Genomic DNA, 19,496 nt, shown 5'->3' on the forward strand with positions numbered 1-19,496 from the left:
TGGGGGGACCCGGTGGGAGAGTAGGACGCCGCCGAACAAACTTTGAGGGGAAGCCCCGCATCTTCGGATGCGGGGCTTTTCTGCGTTTCCGGTACGACACCGGAGAGTTCGGTGGGCGGTCAGGACGGGGTGACCAGTCTGGTGTCGTAGGCCAGGATGACCGCCTGGATGCGGTCTCTGGATTCTGTCTTCGCCAGGACGCGGCTGACATGGGTTTTGACCGTTGATTCGGCGAGGTGGAGGCGGGTGGCTATCTCGGTGTTCGTCCAGCCCTGGCCGATGACCGTGAGGATTTCGCGTTCGCGGTCCGTGAGGGCGGTCAGCCGGGGGTCCAGTTCGGGGTCGGCCGGGGTGCTCGTGGGGAGATGGTGGGCGTAGGCGTCCAGGAGGCGGCGGGTGAGGGCGGGGGCCACCACCGCGTCGCCGGTGGCCACCGCGCGGATGCCGGAGAGCAGCTCCTCGGGCTGGGCGTCCTTCACCAGGAAGCCGGAGGCTCCGGCGCGCAGGCCCGCGAAGGCGTACTCGTCCAGGTCGAAGGTGGTCAGGATGAGGACCCGGGAGCGGTTGCCGGTGGTGATGATCCGGCGGGTGGCCTCGATGCCGTCCAGGCCGGGCATGCGGATGTCCATCAGGATGACGTCGGGGGAGAGTTCGGCGGCCATCCGGACCGCTTCCGTGCCGCCCGTCGCCTCGCCGAGGACGGTGATGTCGTCCTGGCTCTCCAGCAACATGCGGTAGCCGAAGCGCTGGAGGGGCTGGTCGTCGGCGATGAGGACGGTGGTCACTGGGCAGGTTCCTTCGGGAGGTGCAGGTGGACGCGCCAGCCCCGGTCGGGGCGCGGTCGGGGGCCGGCTTCAAGTGTGCCGCCGTACAGGGAGGTTCGCTCGCGCATTCCGGGCAGGCCGTGGCCCTCGGCCGGTGGGCGGGTGGGGGGTCGGCCGGTGTCGGTGATGGTGGCGGTGACGGCGCCCTGGTCGTCGTAGACGAGGGTGATGTGGGCGGTGGCTTCGGGGCCCGCGTGTTTGAGGGTGTTGGTCAGGGCTTCCTGGATGACCCGGTAGACGGTGAGTTGGCGGCCCGGGGGGAGGGGGGTCGGGGTGCCCTGGGTGGTGAGGGTGGTGGGGAGGCCCGCGGTGCGGACGCCCTCCACGAGGGGGGTGAGGTCGGTGAGCGTGGGTTGGGGTTCGGTGCTGTCCGGGGTGTCGTCGAGGATGTCCAGCAGGCGGCGGAGTTCGGAGAGGGCCTGGCGGCTGGTGGTGCCGATGGCGTGCAGGGCCTCGGCGGCGCGGTCGGGGGACTTGGCCGCCGCGTAGCGGCCACCGTCGGCGAGGCTGGTGATGACCGAGAGGTTGTGGCCGATGATGTCGTGCATCTCGCGGGCGATCCGGGCGCGTTCGGCGGCGGTGGCGAGGCGGGCCTGCTGGTCGCGTTCGATCTCCAGGCGGCGGGCGCGGTCCTCCAGGGCCTCGGTGTAGTCGCGGCGGGTGCGGACGGCGATGCCGATGGCGATGGCCAGGGCGAGGAGCATCAGCCGTGGGGCGATCTCCTGGTCCCAGCTGGCCTGGCCGTGGCGGGCGCTCATCAGGACGATCGACGCCGAGACCAGGGCCGTCGCGGGCCACAGGGCTTTGAGGGGGGAGCGCAGGGCGATGTGGAAGACGGCGAGATAGGCCAGCTCGGTGGCCTGGAAGTTGGCGCCGGTCCAGGCGTTGACGAGGCTGAAGGGGGTCATCGCCAGCAGGACCGGCAGGGGGTGGTCGCGGCGTTTCAGGAGCGGGGCGGTCAGGCCGAGGCAGAGGGTGAGGGCGAGCCAGCCGGGTGTGTGGCTGTTGTGGGTGACGGTGAGCCAGCCGCCGCCGAAGTAGTCGATCAGGGCGGCCGTCGCCCAGAACGCGGTGAAGTGCGCGTCCCACACCAGCGGATGGCGCCGGTCGAAGGCGCGGATCCGGCGCAGGACGCGATGGACGTGATGGGTGAGGGGCTCGGTCGTCCGGTCGTGTGCTGCCACGGGGTCCATGGTGGCGGCTGGTCCGTCCGTGGTCATGGTCCGATCCTGCGGGACGGGGGGCTCGGGCGCGTCGGACCGGGGGCGGTATTCCAGGTGAGGGGTGTAGTACCGGGGTATTACGGTGGCCGTCATGAGCACCGACATCGAGGAGCGGGCCGGTGGCACCGAGGGCCGGTACGTCGTACGGGCCATCCGGGGCGACGAGTGGCCCGCGATGAGGGAACTGCGGCTGGCGGCGTTGCGCGATCCGGTCGCGCACCTGGCGTTCCTGGAGACCTACGAGCAGGCCGTCGTCCGGCCGGAGTCGTTCTGGCGGGAGCGGGCCGAATGGTCCGCCGAGGACGCGGACGGGGCCCGGCAGATCATCGCGGAGGGTCCGGACGGGGCGTGGGTCGGGACGGTGACCGTGCTGATCGAGGAGGCCGGGACCGAGGACTGGGCCGGGTTCCCGGTCGAGCGGCGGCAGGGGCATGTGGTCGGGGTGTTCATGCGGCCCGAGGCGCGTGGCTGCGGGCTGACCGAGCTGCTCTTCGACGAGGCGCTGGGCTGGGCCTGGCGGCGGGGCGTGGAGCGGGTGCGGCTGATCGTCCATGAGGACAACGGGCGGGCGCGGGCGCTGTACCGGCGGCTGGGGTTCGTGCCGAGCGGGGTGACCGTGCCGTTGGCGGGGGACGAGTCGGGGGAGTCCGAGCTGGAGTATGTGCTGGAGCGGCCCTGAGACTTCGTACGACTTCAGGGGTAGTACCGCGTGCGGTGTCAGGACACCGGGAGTTCCTCGCCGGGCCAGCGGGTGCGGGCCTGTTCGCGGGAGCGGAGCAGGGCGAGGGTGGGCAGGCCGCGGCCGGTGCCGTGGCTGAGCAGTGCGGGCAGTGCGGGGATGGGGGCGACGGCGGCGAGGTCGTCCAGGATCAGCGAGAGTGGTGGGTCGAGCCGACCGGAGGATGACCGTTCGGCCATGTGCCGGCCGTGCTCGACCACGCTGGAGACGAGGGCCGTCAGCAGGGGCATCGCGCCGGGATTCGCCCTGGGGTCCTCGATGGATTCACCGACCACATAGAGCGTGCCCCCTTCGTGCACAAAAGAATCCAGTGCGAGGGCATCGGCTCGGTTGGGTGTGCAGGCTTCCCGGACATTCACCGTGAACAGGGCCGACAGCGCGCGGCCCGCCAACTCCTGGGCGATGTCCCGGCGTTCGGGGTGCGAGGTGAGCGCGGCTTCGAGTTCGCCCGCGGCGCCGGGGGCGGCCTTGGGGTGGGTGCGCAGGGTCCGTACCGCGTCCTGGATCTGGTTGCCCTGGGCCCAGCGGTGGACGTGGCGGACGGTACGGCCGTCGAGGGCCGCGGCGTGCAGACAGCTGCGCAGCAGGGTCTCGGCGGTGTCGGCGACGGCCTGGTCGAGGCGGGCGGTGGGGCGGACCGGGGCGAGCAGGGCGGTGGCGCGTTCCGCGGCGGTGGCCTTGTTCTCGCAGCCGCTGGTGGGGGACCAGTGGAGGCGGGCCGGGGTGTCGCAGCGGTGGGTGGGGTCGTAGAGGTGGACCGGGCCGAGTTTGGCGCGGGCGTCCTTGGTGTCCTGCCACAGGGCTGGGTCGGAGGTGACGACCAGGGCGGGGCCCTCGGCGTCGCGGAGCGCCTGGGCGGCAGTGGTGCGGCGGTGCTCGGGGGGTGCGAAGCGGAGGGCGGGGCTTTCCCAGGGGGCGGGGGTGGGGGCAGGAGTGGCGGGGGCCGGTGGGGGTTGCTGTTCCTGGGCGGTTCTGGGGGTGGGGACCTCGTACGCCGGTTGCTGGAGCGGCTTGGTGAGGGGGTCGGGTGGGGTGGTGAGCCGTTCGCGGCGTTCGGGTGCGGTGCTGAGTTGTTCGAGGCGTTCGGCCCGTCTGCGGGCGCGGCCCGCACGGTAGCGGGCGGTGGTGCCCAGGACGAAGATGGTGAGGACGATCAGGACCATCAGCTGGCCGATGAACAGGCCCCAGAACAGGCCGTACCCGGAGAGCTGGGTGGTGGGGGTGTCGGGCCAGGCGCCGGGCATGTCGTGCGGCTCGGTGGCGAGTTCGCGTATGGCCAGGGGCGTACGGACGAAGGTGACGCCCTCGGGCCAGGTGCCGTGGGCGAACCAGCCGGACAGCAGGGTCGCGGACCAGACCATCAGGGTCATCCCGAGCAGGAATGCCAGCAGGCCGACCAGCAGCCCGTCCGGGATGCCGCCCTGGCCGTCCTGACGGTGATCGTCGCGTCCCATCGCCGCCGCTCTTTTCTGCCGTGTGCTGTCTAGGCCACCGTCGACTCGGAGTCCCCGAGGTGCTGTTCCACGAAGGCCGCGGCCCGCTCCTCGGCCTCCAGTTCGGCGGCGCGCAGGGCGTCGTCGGCGCTCTGGTCGGCGGAGGACTCGGTCATCGCGCGGTCGGTGAAGACCAGGGGGCGTTCGGTCTCGGTGATCAGGTGTTTGACCACCTGGACATTGCCGTTGACGTCCCAGACGGCGATGCCGGGGGTGAGGGTCGGGATGATCTCCACGGCCCAGCGGGGCAGTCCGATGACCTTGCCGGTGGCGCGGGCCTCGTCCGCCTTCTGGGCGTAGATGGTCCGGGTGGACGCCATCTTGAGGATGGCGGCGGCTTCCTTCGCCGCGGCTCCGTCGACCACGTCGGAGAGATGGTGGACGACGGCGACGAAGGACAGGCCGAGGCGGCGGCCGAACTTCAGCAGCCGCTGGAAGAGCTGGGCCACGAACGGGCTGTTGATGATGTGCCAGGCTTCCTCGACCAGGAAGATCCGCTTCTTGCGGTCGGGGCGGATCCAGGTGTGCTCCAGCCACACCCCGACGATCGCCATGAGGATGGGCATGGCGATGGAGTTGCGGTCGATGTGGGAGAGGTCGAAGACGATCAGGGGCGCGTCGAGGTCGATGCCGACCGTGGTGGGGCCGTCGAACATGCCGCGCAGGTCGCCGTCCACCAGCCGGTCGATGACCAGGGCCACGTCCAGGCCCCAGGCGCGGACGTCGTCTATGTCGACGTTCATGGCCTCGGCGGACTCGGGCTCGGGGTGGCGTAGCTGTTCGACGATGTCGGAGAGGACCGGCTGGCGTTCGACGATCGTCTCGTTGACGTAGGCGTGGGCGACCTTGAGGGCGAAGCCGGAGCGTTCGTCGAGGCCGTGGCCCATGGCGACTTCGATGATGGTGCGCAGCAGGGCGAGCTGGCCGGTGGTGGTGATCGACGGGTCGAGCGGGTTGAGGCGGATGCCCATGTTCAGGGCGGCTGTGGGGTCCAGGCGGATGGGGGTTATCCCCAGCTCCTCGGCGATGAGGTTCCATTCGCCGACGCCGTCCTCGCCCTGGGCGTCCAGGACGACGACCTGGCGGTCGCGGAAGCGGAGCTGGCGCAGGACGTAGGTCTTCTCCAGGGCCGACTTGCCGTTGCCGGACTCGCCGAGGACCAGCCAGTGGGGGGCGGGCAGTTGCTGGCCGTAGAGCTGGAAGGGGTCGTAGATGTAGCCCTTGCCGGAGTACACCTCACGGCCGATGATCACGCCGGAGTCGCCCAGGCCGGGCGCGGCGGTCGGCAGGTAGACCGCCTGGGCCTGGCCCGTGGACGTGCGCACCGGGAGCCGGGTGGTCTCGACCTTGCCGAAGAGGAAGGACGTGAAGGCGTCGGTGAGGACGGACAGCGGGTCCCGCATCTGTGGGCCTACCTTCTGATGCCGGTGGCGAACGGGAGGGTGTTCACGAAGGCCCGGTGGTGCTCGCGGTCGCACCACTCCAGCTTCAGATACGACTTTCCGGCCGAGGCCCTTATCGTCCGCTTGTCGCGGCCGAGGGCTTCGGGGGTGCGGGAGGAGACCGTGATGTAGCCGACCAGGTTGACGCCGGCGGCGCCGCTGGCGAGGTCTTCGCCGCGCTGGTCGAGGCGGTCGTGGGCGGCGATGTCGCGGGGGTCCACGGTCCGGTTCATCTTGGCGGCGCGGGACTGCTCGGCGACGTCGTTGGTCTTCTCGGTGAGCATCCGCTCGATGGCGACCTCGGTGGGTTCGAGGTCCATGGTGACGGCGACCGTGCGGATCACGTCCGGGGTGTGGACGAGGAGCGGGGCGAGGAAGTTGACGCCGACGGGGGTCATCGGCCACTCCTTTACCCAGGCGGTGGCGTGGCACCAGGGGGCGCGGGTGCTGGACTCGCGGGTCTTGGCCTGGAGGAAGGTGGGCTCCATGGCGTCGAGTTCGGCGGGCCAGGCGTTGCGCTTGGTCATCGCCTGGATGTGGTCGATGGGGTGGTCCGGGTCGTACATGGAGTGCACGAGGGAGGCGAGGCGGCCCTGGCCGAGGGGCTGGCGGACCCGGATGTCGGCTTCCTGGAGCCGGGAGCAGATGTCGGTCAGCTCGCGGGCCATGACGACGGCGAGTCCGGCGTCGCGGTCGGCGCGTCCGCCGTGCGGGCGGGCGGCGCGGGCCATGGCCTGGGCCTCGGCGGCGAGTTCGCGGGTGAAGTGCATACAGGCCACGAGGTAGGCGCGGTGCTGCTCGCTGCTGGTGGAGACCATCGACTGGAGCTGGTCGTAGGACTGCTGGAGCCAGCCGGGGGACTTCTCGTCGCCACGGACGGCGACGTCCTTGGCGTGGGCGTCGGGGTCGGCGGGCAGGGTGCGGGCCAGCATCTGGAGGCGGGTGACGAAGCCGTCTCCGTTGGCCACATGCTTGAGGAGGGTGCCGAAGCGGTCGACGAGGGCTTCCTGGTCCTCGCTGTCGCGCAGTCCGACGCCGGGGCCCTCGATCTCGATGGCGGCGGTGACGGTCTTGCGGTCGGCGTGCAGGAGGACGGCGATCTCGTCGGGGCCGAAGGGGGCGGACAGCCAGGTGATCCGGCCGATGCCGGGGGGCGGGCCGACCTCGACCTCGCGGCCGTCGATCCGGGTGCCCGCCTCGACGGCGCCGGAGCGGTAGGTGGTGTTGGCGCGCAGGGTCCGTTTGAAGCTGCGGTTGATCTCGAACCACTTGTAGAACGTGCGGCGCTTGTAGGGCACGTAGACGGCGGCGAGGGCGATCACCGGGAAGCCGGTGAGCAGCATGATCCGCAGGGAGAGCACGGGGACCAGGAGCCCGCACATCATGCCGAGGAACGCGCCGGCGATGATCAGCGCGATCTCTCCGGTCTCGCGGTTGCGGCCGACGATCGCGTTCGGCCGGGCCCGGCCGATGAGATACGTACGGCGGGGCGTGACCGGATGGGACAGATGGGACTCGGTCGTCAACGCCCTTCACCTCCCGTGCGGTTGTTGCTGCTGTTGCGGGTGTTGCGCGCGTTGCTGGCGTGCGGGGTGTTCACCGGGGAGCCGGAGCGTGGGGCGGGGGCGGCGGAGGGGGGCGTGCCGCCGCCGGGGGCGCGGGTGCTGTGCGCGGCGACGCCGCCGGCGGTCTGGTTCGCGGGGCGGGGGGCGGCGCCGCCGCTCTGGCCGCCCTGGTCGGCGCGGGTGCTGTGGGTCTTGATGCCCTGGGCGACGAGGGTGGCGGGGGAGCTGATCACGGCGGCGGCCTTGCCTTCGGCGCCCTGCATGAGCCGGTTGTTGCGGGAGCCGGCGATCTCGTCGCCGAAGCCGGGGACGAAGCGGTAGATCATCGCGGAGGCGAAGATGGCCAGCAGGATGATCGCGAGGCCGGAGACGACGGCGGAGAAGGCGTCGGGTCCGTCGTCGGCGGAGAGCGCTCCGGCGAGGCCGAGGACGATCACGATCACCGGTTTGACCAGGATGACGGCGATCATGATGCCGGCCCAGCGGCGGACGTGGCTCCAGAGGTTCTTGTCGACCAGTCCGGCGTACACGACCGTGCCGAGCAGGGCGCCGACGTAGAGCAGCGCGGCGCGGATGACCAGCTCCAGCCAGAGCACTCCGGCGGCGACGATGGAGACCAGGGAGACCACGATCAGCATGATCGGTCCGCCGCCGATGTCCTGGCCCTTCTCCAGGGCGGCGGCGAAGTTGCCGAAGAAGACATCGGTCTGGTCGCCGGTGGCCTTGGCGAGGACCTCGCTGATGCCGTCGGTCGCGGAGACGACGGTGTAGAGGATCAGCGGGGTGAAGGCGGAGGCGAGGACGGTCAGCCAGAGGAAGCCGATGGCTTCGCTGACGGCGGTGGCGAAGGGGACGCCGCGCACCGCGCGCTTGGCGACGGCGAGCAGCCAGAGCAGCAGGGTGAGGATGGTGGAGGCGGCGAAGACGACGGCGTACTGCTGGAGGAACTTGTTGTTGGTGAAGTCGACGTTGGCGGTGTCCTGGACGGCGGCGCTGAGTTTCTCGACGGTCCAGGAGGCGGCGTCGGCACAGCCTTGGGCGAGGGAGGCGAGGGGGTCGGAGGTGGTGGGCTCCAGCGTGGTGCTGCTGGTGCCCTGGTCGCCGCGCTGGCAGTACTCGGCGGCGGGGCCGCGGATGAGGTCGCAGTCCCCGGTCCCGGACGGGCTGGGGCTGGCACTCGGGCTCGGGCTCGGGCTGGGCGGGGTGGGGGGTGCGGCGACCGCGCGGGTGGCCAGCAGCACCGCGGTGGCCTGGAAGGCGGCGACTGCGGCCGTCACCTTGAGGGGCAGGCGCTTAGCGCGCATAGGTGAACCCTCCGAACTCCTCGACGGCCTTCGTCATGTCCTCGGCGGTGGACGCCTTCTGATCGCGGGCCACCGGAACGGGTCCGTCCTTCTGCTGGAAGTCGGTGATCTTCCAGTCGTCGGACCAGGTGAGCTGGTAGGTGGCCGTGAACCAGCTCTCGGTCACGGGGTTGCGGGAGGCGTCCCCCGAGAGGCCGAACAGCGACGAGTACCAGACCTCGACGGTGGCGGCGGCTCCTTCGAACCGGGTCACCTTGGTGCCCACCGGGATGACACGGGAGACGAAGGTCTGGCCGTCGGGGGCCCGGCCGTCCTGGTCGAGCCCGATGTTGGTCAGGAACTGCTCGTCGGAGTAGGCGGAGTCGATGGCGGCCCGGCGGCTGTCGGCGACGGCGGGCGCGTAGACGGTGCTCACGATGTCGCGCCGGGACGTGTCGGCGTACATGCCCGTCGACCCCAGTGCCACCGCGAAGTTCGCCGCCGCGCTCTGGGCGCCCTGTTCGGTCTGGGTGTAGCCCGTGGGGATGCCGTTGGTCGTGGTGTCGACCGGGTCCTTGCCAGAGGGGGCCGTCGAGGACGTGCCGGGTGGGGCCGCGCTGCCGGGGGAGTCCCCGGAATCGTCTCCTCCGCGGTTCGCGAAGGCGATCGCGGCGATCAGCAGGACGACCACGCCGACGACCGTGACCAGGCTTCTGGAGGAGGACCGGCCGCCGCGCCGCCCCCCGGCGTGGGACCCGGAGTCGGGCAGCCGGGTGCGGGTGGCGCCGCTGCCGCCGTACGCGTCGGAGGTGTCCGCGCGTGTGGAGTCGCCGTAGCCGTCGTCCCCGAGGCTCATGCCGCCTGTGCCCCCTCGCAGTGGTCGCGGTCGTGCCGGTGGAGGGCGTGCCTGGGGCACGGCTCCGGATACGACGGTAGCCGGGCGGGTCGCCGCGCGGGCGCGGTGTGGTGACTCGACATCAGGGAGACGCAACCTCAGCCGGTGGGCACGACGGATGGGTGGGGTGGAGGGGGCCGGGCGTGCCCGGACGGGACCGGGGACGGGTGGCGCGGGGGCGGACGGGGCGCCGAGTGGGCGGTCGGCGCGGGTCCGCGCGGGGGCGGGCTACACGGCCATGCCGTACACGATGGTGAACAGGGTGCCCAGGGAGCCGATGATGAAGACGCCGGTGAGTCCGGCGATGATCAGGCCCTTGCCCTGTTCGGCGCTGAAGGTGTCGCGCAGCGCGGTGGCGCCGATGCGCTGTTTGGCCGCGCCCCAGATGGCGATGCCCAGACAGAGGAGGATGGCGACCGCCATCACCACCTCGATCATGACCCTGGCCTCGTTGCCCAGGCTGCCGAAGGGGCCCCAGTCCGGAGCGATCCCGCCGATGATGGTGTTGATGTCTCCCTTTTCGGCCGCAAAGAGCATGTAAGTCACCGCCCCTGGTGGGTAGTTCCGCGAGCCCCTGCGGTGTGCAGAGGTCAGGCATCATTCTCGCCGACGATGATGCCCTCGTATGTCGACTTGGCGTCATCGGGTGGCGGGTTTCGTACGAATACCACTTATCGTCACTCTGTGTATCACGGCAGGTCACGCCGGGCAACGAAGTGGGAGCGGAACCTGTCGTGTGGTGCCGTCGTTGGGCCCTTCTACGGTCCCGGGCCGTGGGTGGGGGCCGGTGGGGTGAAGGCGCGTGCGCATGTTCTGACGGGTGAAGGCTATCGCCGGGCGGGCGCGGAGTGGTGACGCGGGGTCAGGGGTGAGGGGGGAGCGGCGGGGGCGTACGAGGCGGCGCGCCGCCGGGAAAAACGGCTGGATCGTGTGGGTCGGCTCGTCGCCGGTGCGCCGGACGGCGGGCGGGACGGGCGTCCTCGCGTACGGCGGTGGCCTGATCCGGTGTTCTCGAAGGCGAACCCGCGGCCGGAGCGGGGGTATGGCGGAAGCGGAGGGCGGTCCGGAGGGAACCGGCGGGGGCGCTCGGGGTGTGCGCGGGACGGTGCGCCGGGGCGAGCCGGGCGTATCCGGGCGAGGCGCTGTGGCCCCTGTGGCGGGCGCGAAGGGGCCGCGATAATGGGCGAATCGACGGCCACTCGGGCGAAGTCGCCTTGAACGGGGCCGGGATGGGGCAGGGTTGAGGCGTGCGGAAATGGTGGATCGGCGGCGGGATCGCGCTCACGCTCGGGCTGGGCTTCATGATGGTCCTGGTGGTGGGCGTCTATCTGGTCGCCGGGAACGCCGCGGGCGGTGCCGGCGGCAGCGGCAAGGCGCTGGCCAAGGGTTCGGTGCCGGCTGTCTACCAGGCGCTGGTGCAGCGCTGGGGCACGCTCTGTCCCGCGATCAACCCGGCGCTGCTCGCCGCGCAGCTCTACCAGGAGAGCGGCTTCAACCCGACCGCCCAGAGCAGCGCGCAGGCGCAGGGCATAGCGCAGTTCATCCCGGGCACCTGGGCGGCGCACGGCATCGACGGCGACGGCGACGGCGACCGGGACGTCTGGGACCCGAAGGACGCGATCCCCTCGGCCGCGACCTACGACTGCACGCTGGCCGGCTATGTGAAGGACGTGCCCGGCAACCCGACCCACAACATGCTCGCCGCCTACAACGCGGGGGCGTACGCGGTCATCAAGTACGGGGGCGTTCCGCCGTACGACGAGACCGAGAACTACGTGCGGATCATCACCACCCTGGAGGACAGCTTCGCGGCGCCGACCTCCCGGGTCGATCCGTCGGAGCAGGCGGCCGGGGCCATCCACTACGCGCAGCAGAAGCTCGGCACCCCCTATCTGTGGGGCGGCACCGGCACGGCCGCGCAGAACGGCCGGTTCGACTGCTCGGGGCTGACCCAGGCGGCGTACGACAGCGTCGGGATCACACTGCCCCGGGTGGCCAACGACCAGTACAACGCGGGACCGCACCCGTCCCGTGACGAACTGCTCCCCGGTGACCTGGTGTTCTTCTCGGACGATCTCACCAACTCCCGCGCGATCCGCCATGTCGGGATCTACGTGGGCGGCGGATACATGATCGACGCCCCGCGTACGGGCGCGGTGATCCGCTTCGACCCGATCGACACCCCGGACTACTTCGGGGCGACCCGGGTCACCGCGGAGGGCGCGGCGGCGCTGCCCACCCATATCTGAACCGGGCGCGGGCCAGGGACGTCATCGGGTGAGACGGGCCGTACGCAGCGGCTCGTACGGAGTGTGAACCTGTCCCCTGAGCTGCGACGATGTATCTCTCTTCGATAACGTCTGAGTGATCATTCGGTGGAGTGCGGAACGTACTGACAAGGGTCGTGCGTTCCTGACTCCGACGGGGGACGGTATGACACACGAGGACGACGAAGGGGCCGCTGCACATGGCTGGACTCGCGCAATCCGGGTCGAACCCCGACGTCGAGCTGCTCTACGACATCAACGGGCTGGCCAAGGCCGCGCCGCCGTGGTTCGACCAGGTGATGGGGTTCGTCGGCGAGTACGGGCTGCTGCTCGCGCTGGCGCTGCTCGGGCTCGGGTGCTGGTGGTCCGTACGGCGCCGGTCGTCCGGCCCGGAGGAGGCGGTGGCCGGGGTCGCCGCGCTGATGTGGGCGCCGCTCGCCGCGGGAGTCGCGGTGCTGATCAATGTGCCGATACGGGGTTTCGTGGAGCGGCGCCGGCCCTTCTACGACCATGAGGGCCTTGAGGTGCTGGTCACCGGCAAGACCGACTTCTCGTTCGTGAGCGATCACGCGACGATGGCGATGGCGCTGGCGGTGGGGATCTTCGTCGCCCACCGGAAGTTCGGGCTGTTCGCGCTGGGGATCGCGCTGGTCGAGGGGTTCTGCCGGATCTACATGGGCGTGCACTACCCGACCGACGTGGTGGGCGGGCTCGCGCTCGGTACGGCGGTCGCGCTGCTGCTGTCGCCGGTCGCGACGGCGCTGCTGACGCCGCTGGTGCGGGCGGTCGCCGCGTCGCCCCGGGTGGGGTTCCTGGTGTGGCGGCGGGAGCCGGTGGGGGCGGTCATCCCGGGCGCGCGGGGCGGGGAGACCGGTGCGGAGGCCAAGGAGAAGGATCTGGCGGCGTAGGCGTTCCCCGTTCCCGGTTCCCGGTTCCCGGTTCCCGGTTCCCCGTTTTTACAGTGCCTGGTTTTTACAGTGCCTGGGGATAGGTGAAGAAGCGCTGGGGGTCGTACCGCTGCTTCAGGGTCGTGAGGCGGGCGGCGGCCGGTCCGTAGTACGCCGTGCGCCAGTCGGTGAGGGTCGGGTCGGGGTAGTTCTGGTAGGCCGCGCCCGAGGCGTGTGGGCGCATCGCCCGGTGGGCCGTCGCCAGCCAGGACTGGGCCGTCGTACCGGAGGTGCCCGCGCGCCAGGACGCTATGTACTGGGCGAGCAGGCGGGAACGGCGGTGGACGAAGGCGGTGGCCGTGGGGGAGACCCGGTTCACCGCGCCGCCGAGGGCGGTCAGGGCGATGCTGCCCGAGCCGCCGCGGACGCCGCGGATCTGGGTGAGCAGGGCCTGTATCCCCGTACCGGACAGGGAGCGGTCGAAGAAGTCGGAGCGGGCCGCGTAGGTCTCGCGGCCGAGGGCGCCGCCCGGGGCGCGGCCCGGTGTGGACCCCGGCAGATGGCACTGGGTGTCGCTGGTGAACGACGAGCACCCGGCGTAGATCTCCATGGCCTCCTGGTAGCCGCGGCGGCGCAGGGAGACCGCGCTCGCGGAGGCGCCCACGCGGTCGGCGAGGCGGTCGACGGCGTTCTTCAGCTCGCCGTACGTGCCGAGCGAGAAGGCGGAGACGGAGACGGTGGGGGTGCCGCCCGCCGTGGCCGCCAGATGCAGGGCGGACCAGATCTCGTCCGGCTGGGCGGGGCCCCACTCCTGCCATGCCCGGATCACCGCCGCCGCGCGGGACCAGGGCCAGGAGAGATACGCGGTGACGGCCTGCGGGGCGGGGTGGGTGCGGAAGCGGAGTTCGGTGACGACGCCGAAGGTGCCGTGGCCCGCGCCGCGCAGCGCCCAGAAGAGATCCTTGTTCTCCCGGGCGTTCGCGGTCAGCGCACGGCCGTCGGCGGTGATCACGGTGGCCTGGGTGAGGCTGTCGCAGGTGAGACCGTAGGCGCGGGAGACCACGCCGTGGCCGCCGCCGAGAGTGAGGCCGGATATGCCGACCGTGGGGCAGGAGCCCGCCGGTATGGTCACGCCCCGCGCGGCGAGGGCGCGGTAGACGTCGATCAGCTTGGCGCCCGCGCCGACCACCGCCTCGGTGCCGGACGCCCGGACACGGTCGAGCCGGGAGACGTCGACGATGAGCCGGCCGGTGCCGGAGGACCAGCCGCCGTAGGAGTGGCCGCCGTTGCGGATGGCGACGCGCAGCCCGCGGGCGCGGGCGTGGGCCAGGGTCGTACGGATGTCCTCGGTGTGTGCGACGTAGGCGACCGCCGCCGGTTTGAGGGAGTCGAAGCGAGTGTTGTAGAGCTGGCGGGCGGTGGGCCAAGCCGTGTCGCCGGGGCGGACGAGGGGGCCGTCGAGGTCGCGGGCGAGGGCGGCCCAGTCGGCGGAGGCGGCGGCGGAGGCGGAGGACGCGGATGCGGATGCGGAGGTGGCCGTGGACGCGGAGGTGGCCGTGGCGGAAGTCGCCGTCGCGCCCGGCGTGCTCGGTGGGGCCCCCGCCCGGTCACCGGTACCGCTCGTACACGCCGTCGCCGTCGCCGTCACCACCGCCGCCGCGCCGCCGATGAACGTACGCCGTTCCATGGGTCCTCCGCCTCGACGCGCTGGATCTCCTCGGTGCGGGGACGCCGGTCGTCCCGGGTGGAGCGAAAACCCGCCGTCCCCGCAGGGGGCCGGGTCCGTCCGGGCCCGCTGTGGAACGAGACGGCGGGCCGGTGGCGGGGGTTCCCGGCGCCATCCGAAAGGTGCGCGGAGTTTGCCGGAAGGTGCGGCGGTGCACGCCGTGCCGTTGCCCGAAGGTGCCGATTCGCTGCCGTACCGTCGGATCTGTGTCGAGGCCCACAGGGCTCCGGAACCGTCATGTGCCCTCCCCGTAAGCATTCCGTGACCTAACCACAACGTCTATATGGGTTCACTCCGCGTTCACTTACGGCCATAGGCGCCTTCACCTGATCTGCCTAATTTCGGCCTTACCGATGCGACATGCGCTCGAATGCGTGTCCGTGTCGCCCAGACTTCGCACGCCGCCGGACAGGATGGCGGCTCCTGGAAGGAACTCCCGAAAAGTGAAGCTTCAGCGCATGAACCGGCGGGCCCTCTCCCTCGGTGCTCTCGCCGTCTCCGGCGCCCTGGCCCTCACGGCGTGCGGCTCGGACGACACCGGTACCTCCGGCAGCGGTGACAGCAGCTCCTCCGCTTCCGCGGCGGCCGGCAGCATCGCCTGTGACGACGCCAAGGGCCAGATCCTGGCCGACGGCTCCTCCGCGCAGAAGAACGCCATCGACGCCTGGGTGAAGAACTTCACCCAGGCGTGCAACGGCGTGCAGATCAACTACAAGGGCGGTGGCTCCGGCGCCGGTGTGACCGCGTTCACCCAGGGCACCGTGGCCTTCGCCGGCTCGGACTCCGCGCTGGAGCCCGAGGAGATCGAGGCGTCCAAGGAGGTCTGCTCCGGCGGTCAGGGCATCGACCTGCCGATGGTCGGCGGCCCGATCGCGGTCGGCTACAACGTCCCGGGCGTCGACAACCTGGTGCTGGACGCCCCGACCCTGGCGCAGATCTTCGACAGCAAGATCGACAACTGGAACGACGAGGCCATCGCGAAGCTCAACCCCGACGCGAAGCTGCCCGACCTCAAGATCCAGGCGTTCCACCGCTCCGAGGACTCCGGCACCACGGACAACTTCACCAAGTACCTGATCGCCACCACCCCCGACAACTGGAAGTACGAGGGCGGCAAGGCGTGGCAGGCCGACGGCGGCCAGGCGGCCTCCGGCTCGGCCGGCATGGCCCAGCAGGTCCAGCAGAACTCCGGCGCCATCGGCTACATGGAGCTGTCGTACGCCAAGGACCTGGCCGTCGTCGCCATCGACACCGGCGCCTCCGCCCCGGTCCCGGCCTCCGTCGACGGTGCCACCAAGGCCATCGCCGACGCCAAGGTCGTCGGCACCGGCAAGGACCTGGCCCTGGAGCTGAACTACGCCACCAAGGCCGACGGCGCCTACCCGATCACCCTGGTCACCTACGAGATCGTCTGCGACAAGGGCAACAAGGCCGACACCCTGCCCGCGACCAAGGCGTTCCTCACCTACCTCGCCAGCGAGGAGGGCCAGCAGGTCCTCGCCGACAACGACTACGCCCCGATGCCGGCCGACATCATCTCCAAGGTTCGGACCACCGTCTCCGAACTCAGCTGACCCCGTGTGCGGTCCGGTCCCCCGCTTCGGTACGGGGCCGGACCGCACCGTCCGGTGCACCGCCGCCCGGAGCCGTGTCCTGAGCACGGCTTCACCGAGCCGCCCCCCAGGGACGGTTCCGCAGACCGGAGAACCCGATGGACATAACGACGAAGAACACTGACGCACCTCCCCCCACCCCACAGCCGACCCTCACCGAGCAGCAGCGCGCCTCCCGTGGTGCCACCCGACCCGGCGACCGGATCTTCCTCGGTCTCACCCGTGGCTCGGGCATTCTGCTGCTCGTCATCATGGCCGCCATAGCGGTCTTCCTCACCTGGCGCGCGACCGTCGCGATCAGCCAGGACGAGGGCAACTTCCTCACCACCTTCGAGTGGAACGCCAACCTGGACCCGCCGGTCTTCGGTATCGCCGTGCTGGCCTTCGGCACCGTGGTGTCGTCGATCATCGCCATGGCCATCGCCGTACCGGTCGCCGTGGCCATCGCGCTGTTCCTCACCCACTACGCGCCGCGCAAGCTGAGCGGTCCCATCTCCTATGTGGTCGACCTGCTCGCCGCCGTGCCGTCGATCGTGTACGGCCTGTGGGGCGCGCTGATCCTCGTCCCCTATATGGACGGCCTGTTCGGCTGGCTCGACCAGTTCTTCGGCTGGACGGGGATCTTCTCGTGGGACGGCGGGGCGCCGCGCTCGATGCTCACCGTCGGCATCCTGCTGGCCATCATGATCCTGCCGATCATCACCAATGTGAGCCGTGAGGTCTTCCGGCAGGTCCCGCAGATGCACGAGGAGGCCGCGCTCGCCCTCGGCGCCACGCGCTGGGAGGTCATCCGGATGGCGGTGCTGCCCTTCGGCCGCTCCGGTGTGATCTCGGCGTCCATGCTCGGCCTCGGCCGCGCGCTCGGCGAGACCATGGCCGTCGCGACCGTGCTCTCCCCGAGCTTCACCATCGGCGCCAGTCTGCTCGACCCGGGCGGCGGCACCTTCGCCCAGAACATCGCCAGCAAGTTCAACGAGGCCGGTCCCTTCGGCCGGGACGCGCTCATCGCCTCCGGTCTGGTCCTCTTCGTCATCACGCTGCTGGTCAACGGCGCGGCCCGCGCGATCATCGCCCGCCGCAAGGAGTACTCGGGGGCCAACGCATGAGCCACGCAGCCGTCATGACCAAGAAGCCCGGCTCGCTCCAGGGCGCCACGCTGCCCAAGTGGACCCCCTGGGCGGTCGCCGCCGCGTCGGCCGCGCTGGGCATCGGCATCGGGCTGGTCGCCGGACTCGACAGCCGCGTCCAGTGGGGCCTGATCGCCGCCATCCTCTTCGTCGTCCTCACCTTCGGCGTCGCCGCCAAGGTCGAGGGCAAGCGGCAGGCCAAGGACCGGATCGCGACCGCGCTGGTCTGGGTCGCCTTCCTGCTCGCCGTGGTGCCGCTGGCCTCCCTGATCTGGGAGACCGTGGAACGCGGCATCAAGGTCCTCGACGTCTACTTCCTGACCCACTCCATGGGGGTCGTCGCGGACACCGAGGTCGGCGGCGGTGCCTACGCGGCCATCCTCGGTTCCCTGGAGCAGGTCGGCCTCGCCACGCTGATCGGCGCCCCGATCGGGGTGCTCACCGCGATCTATCTGGTGGAGTACGGACGGGGCAACCTCGCCAAGGCCGTCACCTTCTTCGTCGACGTCATGACGGGTATCCCGTCGATCGTCGCCGGTCTCTTCATCCTCAGCATCATGCTGATCTTCGAAATGCAGCCGTTCGGGTTCGCCGGCTCGCTCGCCCTGGCCATCCTGATGATGCCCGTGGTCGTCCGCTCCACCGAGGAGATGCTCAAGCTCGTCCCCAACGAGCTGCGCGAAGCCTCGCTGGCGCTGGGCGTGCCCAAGTGGCGCACCATCCTGAAGGTGGTCCTGCCCACCGCCATCGGCGGTATCACCACCGGCATCATGCTGTCGGTCGCCCGTATCGCGGGTGAGACCGCGCCCGTGCTGCTGCTGGTGTTCGGCAACCCCTTCATCAACGCCAACCCGTTCGAGGGCGCACAGGCTTCGTTGCCGCTGTTCATCTACCAGCAGTACCAGCAGAGCCAGTCCGAAGCCGCGTACGACCGAGCCTGGGCGGCCTCGCTGACCCTGATCGCGTTCGTGATGCTCCTGAACCTGCTGGCCCGCGGCATCGCCCGCTGGAAAGCCCCGAAGACCGGTCGCTGACGCGGCCACACAGCGACCGATTTCCGAAAGAAGCAGTGATTTCCATGGCCAAACGCATTGATGTCAGCGGCCTCAGCGCCTACTACGGCTCCTTCCGGGCCATCGAGGACATCTCGATGACCGTCGAGCCCCGCTCCGTGACGGCCTTCATCGGCCCGTCCGGCTGCGGCAAGTCCACGTTCCTGCGCACGCTCAACCGGATGCACGAGGTCACCTCGGGCGGCCGGGTCGAGGGCAAGGTCATGCTCGACGACGAGAACCTGTACGGCGCCGGGGTCGACCCGGTGGCCGTGCGGCGCGAGGTCGGCATGGTCTTCCAGCGGCCGAACCCGTTCCCCACGATGTCGGTGTACGACAATGTGGCGGCGGGGCTGAAGCTCAACGGTTCGTACAAGAAGTCCCAGCTGGACGACATCGTCGAGAAGTCCCTCAAGGGCGCGAACCTCTGGAACGAGGTCAAGGACCGGCTGAACAAGCCGGGTTCGGGGCTCTCGGGTGGGCAGCAGCAGCGGCTGTGCATCGCTCGGGCGATCGCTGTCGAGCCGAACGTGCTGCTCATGGACGAGCCCTGCTCCGCGCTCGACCCGATCTCGACGCTCGCGATCGAGGACCTGATCGGTGAGCTGAAGGAGCGGTTCACGATTGTCATCGTGACGCACAACATGCAGCAGGCGGCGCGGGTTTCCGATCGGACGGCGTTCTTCAATCTCTCGGCGGTGGGGCAGCCGGGGAAGTTGATCGAGATAGACGACACCGAGCGGATCTTCTCGAATCCGTCGGTCCAGGCAACCGAGGACTACATCTCTGGCCGGTTTGGCTGAGTGAGCCCCTCGCGGTGCTGCATGGCGGTGCCACCGCGAGGCAGAAGAGGGCCCGCCCCTTTCGGGGGGCGGGCCCGTTTCGCGCCCCCGCCCCCCATCGCCGAGCGGGCGCGTCCCCTCTTTCGCGCAGTTCCCCGCGCCCCTGTCGATCCGGGTGCGAGCCGGTGGCACTTGTCCGCGCGGGTCCCCGCGCCCCTGTGAATTCCGGTGCGGGCCGGTGGTCGCTTTTCGCGCAGTTCCCCGCGCCCCTGTTGATTGTCGATTCCGGTGTGGACGGGTGGCGCCTGTTTGCGCAGTTCCTCGCGTCCCTGTCGATTCCGGTGCGGGTTCGTCGTGGTTTCTCGCGCAGTTCCCCGCGCCCCTGAGGCAACTGGCGGCAGCTGTCTTTAGGGGCGCGGGGAACTGCGCGACCAGCCACAGACCACCTGCACAGAAAATCGCACCGTCACCACATACCCCCAAGGGGCGCGAGGAACTGCGCGACTAGCCACGAATTAGCTGCACGCAACATCGCGCCGTCACCACATCCCCCCTAGGGGCGCGGGGAACTGCGCGAC

16 protein-coding genes are annotated in these 19,496 nt (G+C 70.6%); 7 read left to right on the top strand and 9 right to left on the bottom strand.

Features of this window, described 5'->3' with window-relative positions; genetic code table 11:
- Window positions 1-119: 119 nt before the first annotated feature.
- Window positions 120-785, bottom strand: a complete 666-nt coding sequence (locus AB0D49_RS11435) for a response regulator transcription factor (RefSeq protein ID WP_362754620.1) — start codon at window positions 783-785, stop codon at window positions 120-122.
- Window positions 782-2,044 (bottom strand): histidine kinase, encoded by a 1,263-nt coding sequence (locus tag AB0D49_RS11440; protein WP_362754623.1) that lies wholly within the window; start codon window positions 2,042-2,044, stop codon window positions 782-784. The genes AB0D49_RS11435 and AB0D49_RS11440 overlap by 4 nt, the downstream gene beginning before the upstream one ends.
- Before the next feature lie 94 nt (window positions 2,045-2,138).
- On the opposite strand from AB0D49_RS11440, the gene AB0D49_RS11445 reads away from it, so the two are divergent.
- A complete protein-coding gene (locus AB0D49_RS11445) occupies window positions 2,139-2,726 on the top strand; it encodes a GNAT family N-acetyltransferase (protein WP_362754626.1) in 588 nt (195 codons plus the stop codon).
- A gap of 38 nt (window positions 2,727-2,764) precedes the next feature.
- On the opposite strand, the gene AB0D49_RS11450 is transcribed toward AB0D49_RS11445, so the two are convergent.
- The 6 genes from AB0D49_RS11450 to AB0D49_RS11475 form a co-directional block, all read right to left on the bottom strand.
- Window positions 2,765-4,240 carry a type IV secretory system conjugative DNA transfer family protein gene (locus tag AB0D49_RS11450; RefSeq protein ID WP_362754629.1) on the bottom strand — a complete coding sequence of 492 codons (1,476 nt, stop codon included), beginning with the start codon at window positions 4,238-4,240 and terminating at the stop codon, window positions 2,765-2,767.
- 29 nt (window positions 4,241-4,269) lie between these two features.
- A complete protein-coding gene (locus AB0D49_RS11455) occupies window positions 4,270-5,682 on the bottom strand; it encodes an ATP-binding protein (RefSeq protein ID WP_362754631.1) in 1,413 nt (470 codons plus the stop codon).
- A gap of 8 nt (window positions 5,683-5,690) precedes the next feature.
- On the bottom strand, window positions 5,691-7,247 hold the full coding sequence (locus AB0D49_RS11460; RefSeq protein WP_362754634.1) for an SCO6880 family protein: 1,557 nt from the start codon (window positions 7,245-7,247) through the stop codon (window positions 5,691-5,693).
- Window positions 7,244-8,590: a hypothetical protein gene (locus tag AB0D49_RS11465; protein WP_362754638.1), complete on the bottom strand. Its 1,347-nt coding sequence runs from the start codon at window positions 8,588-8,590 to the stop codon at window positions 7,244-7,246. The genes AB0D49_RS11460 and AB0D49_RS11465 overlap by 4 nt, the downstream gene beginning before the upstream one ends.
- Window positions 8,580-9,425, bottom strand: a complete 846-nt coding sequence (locus AB0D49_RS11470) for a hypothetical protein (protein WP_362754641.1) — start codon at window positions 9,423-9,425, stop codon at window positions 8,580-8,582. The genes AB0D49_RS11465 and AB0D49_RS11470 overlap by 11 nt, the downstream gene beginning before the upstream one ends.
- Window positions 9,426-9,692: 267 nt before the next feature.
- Complete coding sequence (locus tag AB0D49_RS11475; protein WP_151483054.1) at window positions 9,693-10,001, bottom strand: hypothetical protein; 309 nt, start codon at window positions 9,999-10,001, stop codon at window positions 9,693-9,695.
- Between the two features lie 710 nt (window positions 10,002-10,711).
- Here AB0D49_RS11475 and AB0D49_RS11480 point away from each other — a divergent pair.
- The gene (locus AB0D49_RS11480) at window positions 10,712-11,713 is read left to right on the top strand and encodes a bifunctional lytic transglycosylase/C40 family peptidase (protein ID WP_362754645.1); all 1,002 of its coding nucleotides are present in this window, start codon (window positions 10,712-10,714) and stop codon (window positions 11,711-11,713) included.
- Between the two features lie 218 nt (window positions 11,714-11,931).
- Window positions 11,932-12,639, top strand: a complete 708-nt coding sequence (locus tag AB0D49_RS11485) for a phosphatase PAP2 family protein (protein WP_362754649.1) — start codon at window positions 11,932-11,934, stop codon at window positions 12,637-12,639.
- A 64-nt stretch (window positions 12,640-12,703) separates the two neighbouring features.
- Here AB0D49_RS11485 and AB0D49_RS11490 read toward each other — a convergent pair whose 3' ends face one another.
- On the bottom strand, window positions 12,704-14,305 hold the full coding sequence (locus AB0D49_RS11490) for an FAD-binding oxidoreductase (protein ID WP_362754652.1): 1,602 nt from the start codon (window positions 14,303-14,305) through the stop codon (window positions 12,704-12,706).
- Window positions 14,306-14,787: 482 nt separating this feature from the next.
- Here AB0D49_RS11490 and pstS point away from each other — a divergent pair, with 482 nt between their 5' ends.
- The 4 genes from pstS (at window position 14,788) to pstB (ending at window position 18,939) form a co-directional block, all read left to right on the top strand.
- Complete coding sequence (gene pstS / locus AB0D49_RS11495; protein WP_362754655.1) at window positions 14,788-15,918, top strand: phosphate ABC transporter substrate-binding protein PstS; 1,131 nt, start codon at window positions 14,788-14,790, stop codon at window positions 15,916-15,918.
- A gap of 137 nt (window positions 15,919-16,055) precedes the next feature.
- Window positions 16,056-17,063, top strand: a complete 1,008-nt coding sequence (gene pstC, locus AB0D49_RS11500; RefSeq protein WP_362754658.1) for a phosphate ABC transporter permease subunit PstC — start codon at window positions 16,056-16,058, stop codon at window positions 17,061-17,063.
- Complete coding sequence (gene pstA / locus AB0D49_RS11505) at window positions 17,060-18,118, top strand: phosphate ABC transporter permease PstA (RefSeq protein ID WP_362754661.1); 1,059 nt, start codon at window positions 17,060-17,062, stop codon at window positions 18,116-18,118. Before pstC ends, pstA begins: the two co-directional genes overlap by 4 nt.
- Before the next feature lie 44 nt (window positions 18,119-18,162).
- Window positions 18,163-18,939 carry a phosphate ABC transporter ATP-binding protein PstB gene (gene pstB, locus AB0D49_RS11510; RefSeq protein WP_362754664.1) on the top strand — a complete coding sequence of 259 codons (777 nt, stop codon included), beginning with the start codon at window positions 18,163-18,165 and terminating at the stop codon, window positions 18,937-18,939.
- The last annotated feature ends 557 nt before the right edge of the window (window positions 18,940-19,496 follow it).

Source organism: Streptomyces sp. NPDC048290 (genome assembly GCF_040652095.1).
Classification (GTDB): domain Bacteria; phylum Actinomycetota; class Actinomycetes; order Streptomycetales; family Streptomycetaceae; genus Streptomyces.

Coding starts and splice junctions, on each gene's coding strand:
- AB0D49_RS11490 (WP_362754652.1), bottom strand. CDS start 14,305: ATGGAACGGCGTACGTTCATCGGCGGCGCGGCGGCGGTGGTGACGGCG.
- pstB (WP_362754664.1), top strand. CDS start 18,163: ATGGCCAAACGCATTGATGTCAGCGGCCTCAGCGCCTACTACGGCTCC.
- AB0D49_RS11440 (WP_362754623.1), bottom strand. CDS start 2,044: ATGACCACGGACGGACCAGCCGCCACCATGGACCCCGTGGCAGCACAC.
- AB0D49_RS11455 (WP_362754631.1), bottom strand. CDS start 5,682: ATGCGGGACCCGCTGTCCGTCCTCACCGACGCCTTCACGTCCTTCCTC.
- AB0D49_RS11450 (WP_362754629.1), bottom strand. CDS start 4,240: ATGGGACGCGACGATCACCGTCAGGACGGCCAGGGCGGCATCCCGGAC.
- AB0D49_RS11465 (WP_362754638.1), bottom strand. CDS start 8,590: ATGCGCGCTAAGCGCCTGCCCCTCAAGGTGACGGCCGCAGTCGCCGCC.
- AB0D49_RS11445 (WP_362754626.1), top strand. CDS start 2,139: ATGAGCACCGACATCGAGGAGCGGGCCGGTGGCACCGAGGGCCGGTAC.
- AB0D49_RS11485 (WP_362754649.1), top strand. CDS start 11,932: ATGGCTGGACTCGCGCAATCCGGGTCGAACCCCGACGTCGAGCTGCTC.
- AB0D49_RS11470 (WP_362754641.1), bottom strand. CDS start 9,425: ATGAGCCTCGGGGACGACGGCTACGGCGACTCCACACGCGCGGACACC.
- AB0D49_RS11475 (WP_151483054.1), bottom strand. CDS start 10,001: ATGCTCTTTGCGGCCGAAAAGGGAGACATCAACACCATCATCGGCGGG.
- pstC (WP_362754658.1), top strand. CDS start 16,056: ATGGACATAACGACGAAGAACACTGACGCACCTCCCCCCACCCCACAG.
- pstA (WP_362754661.1), top strand. CDS start 17,060: ATGAGCCACGCAGCCGTCATGACCAAGAAGCCCGGCTCGCTCCAGGGC.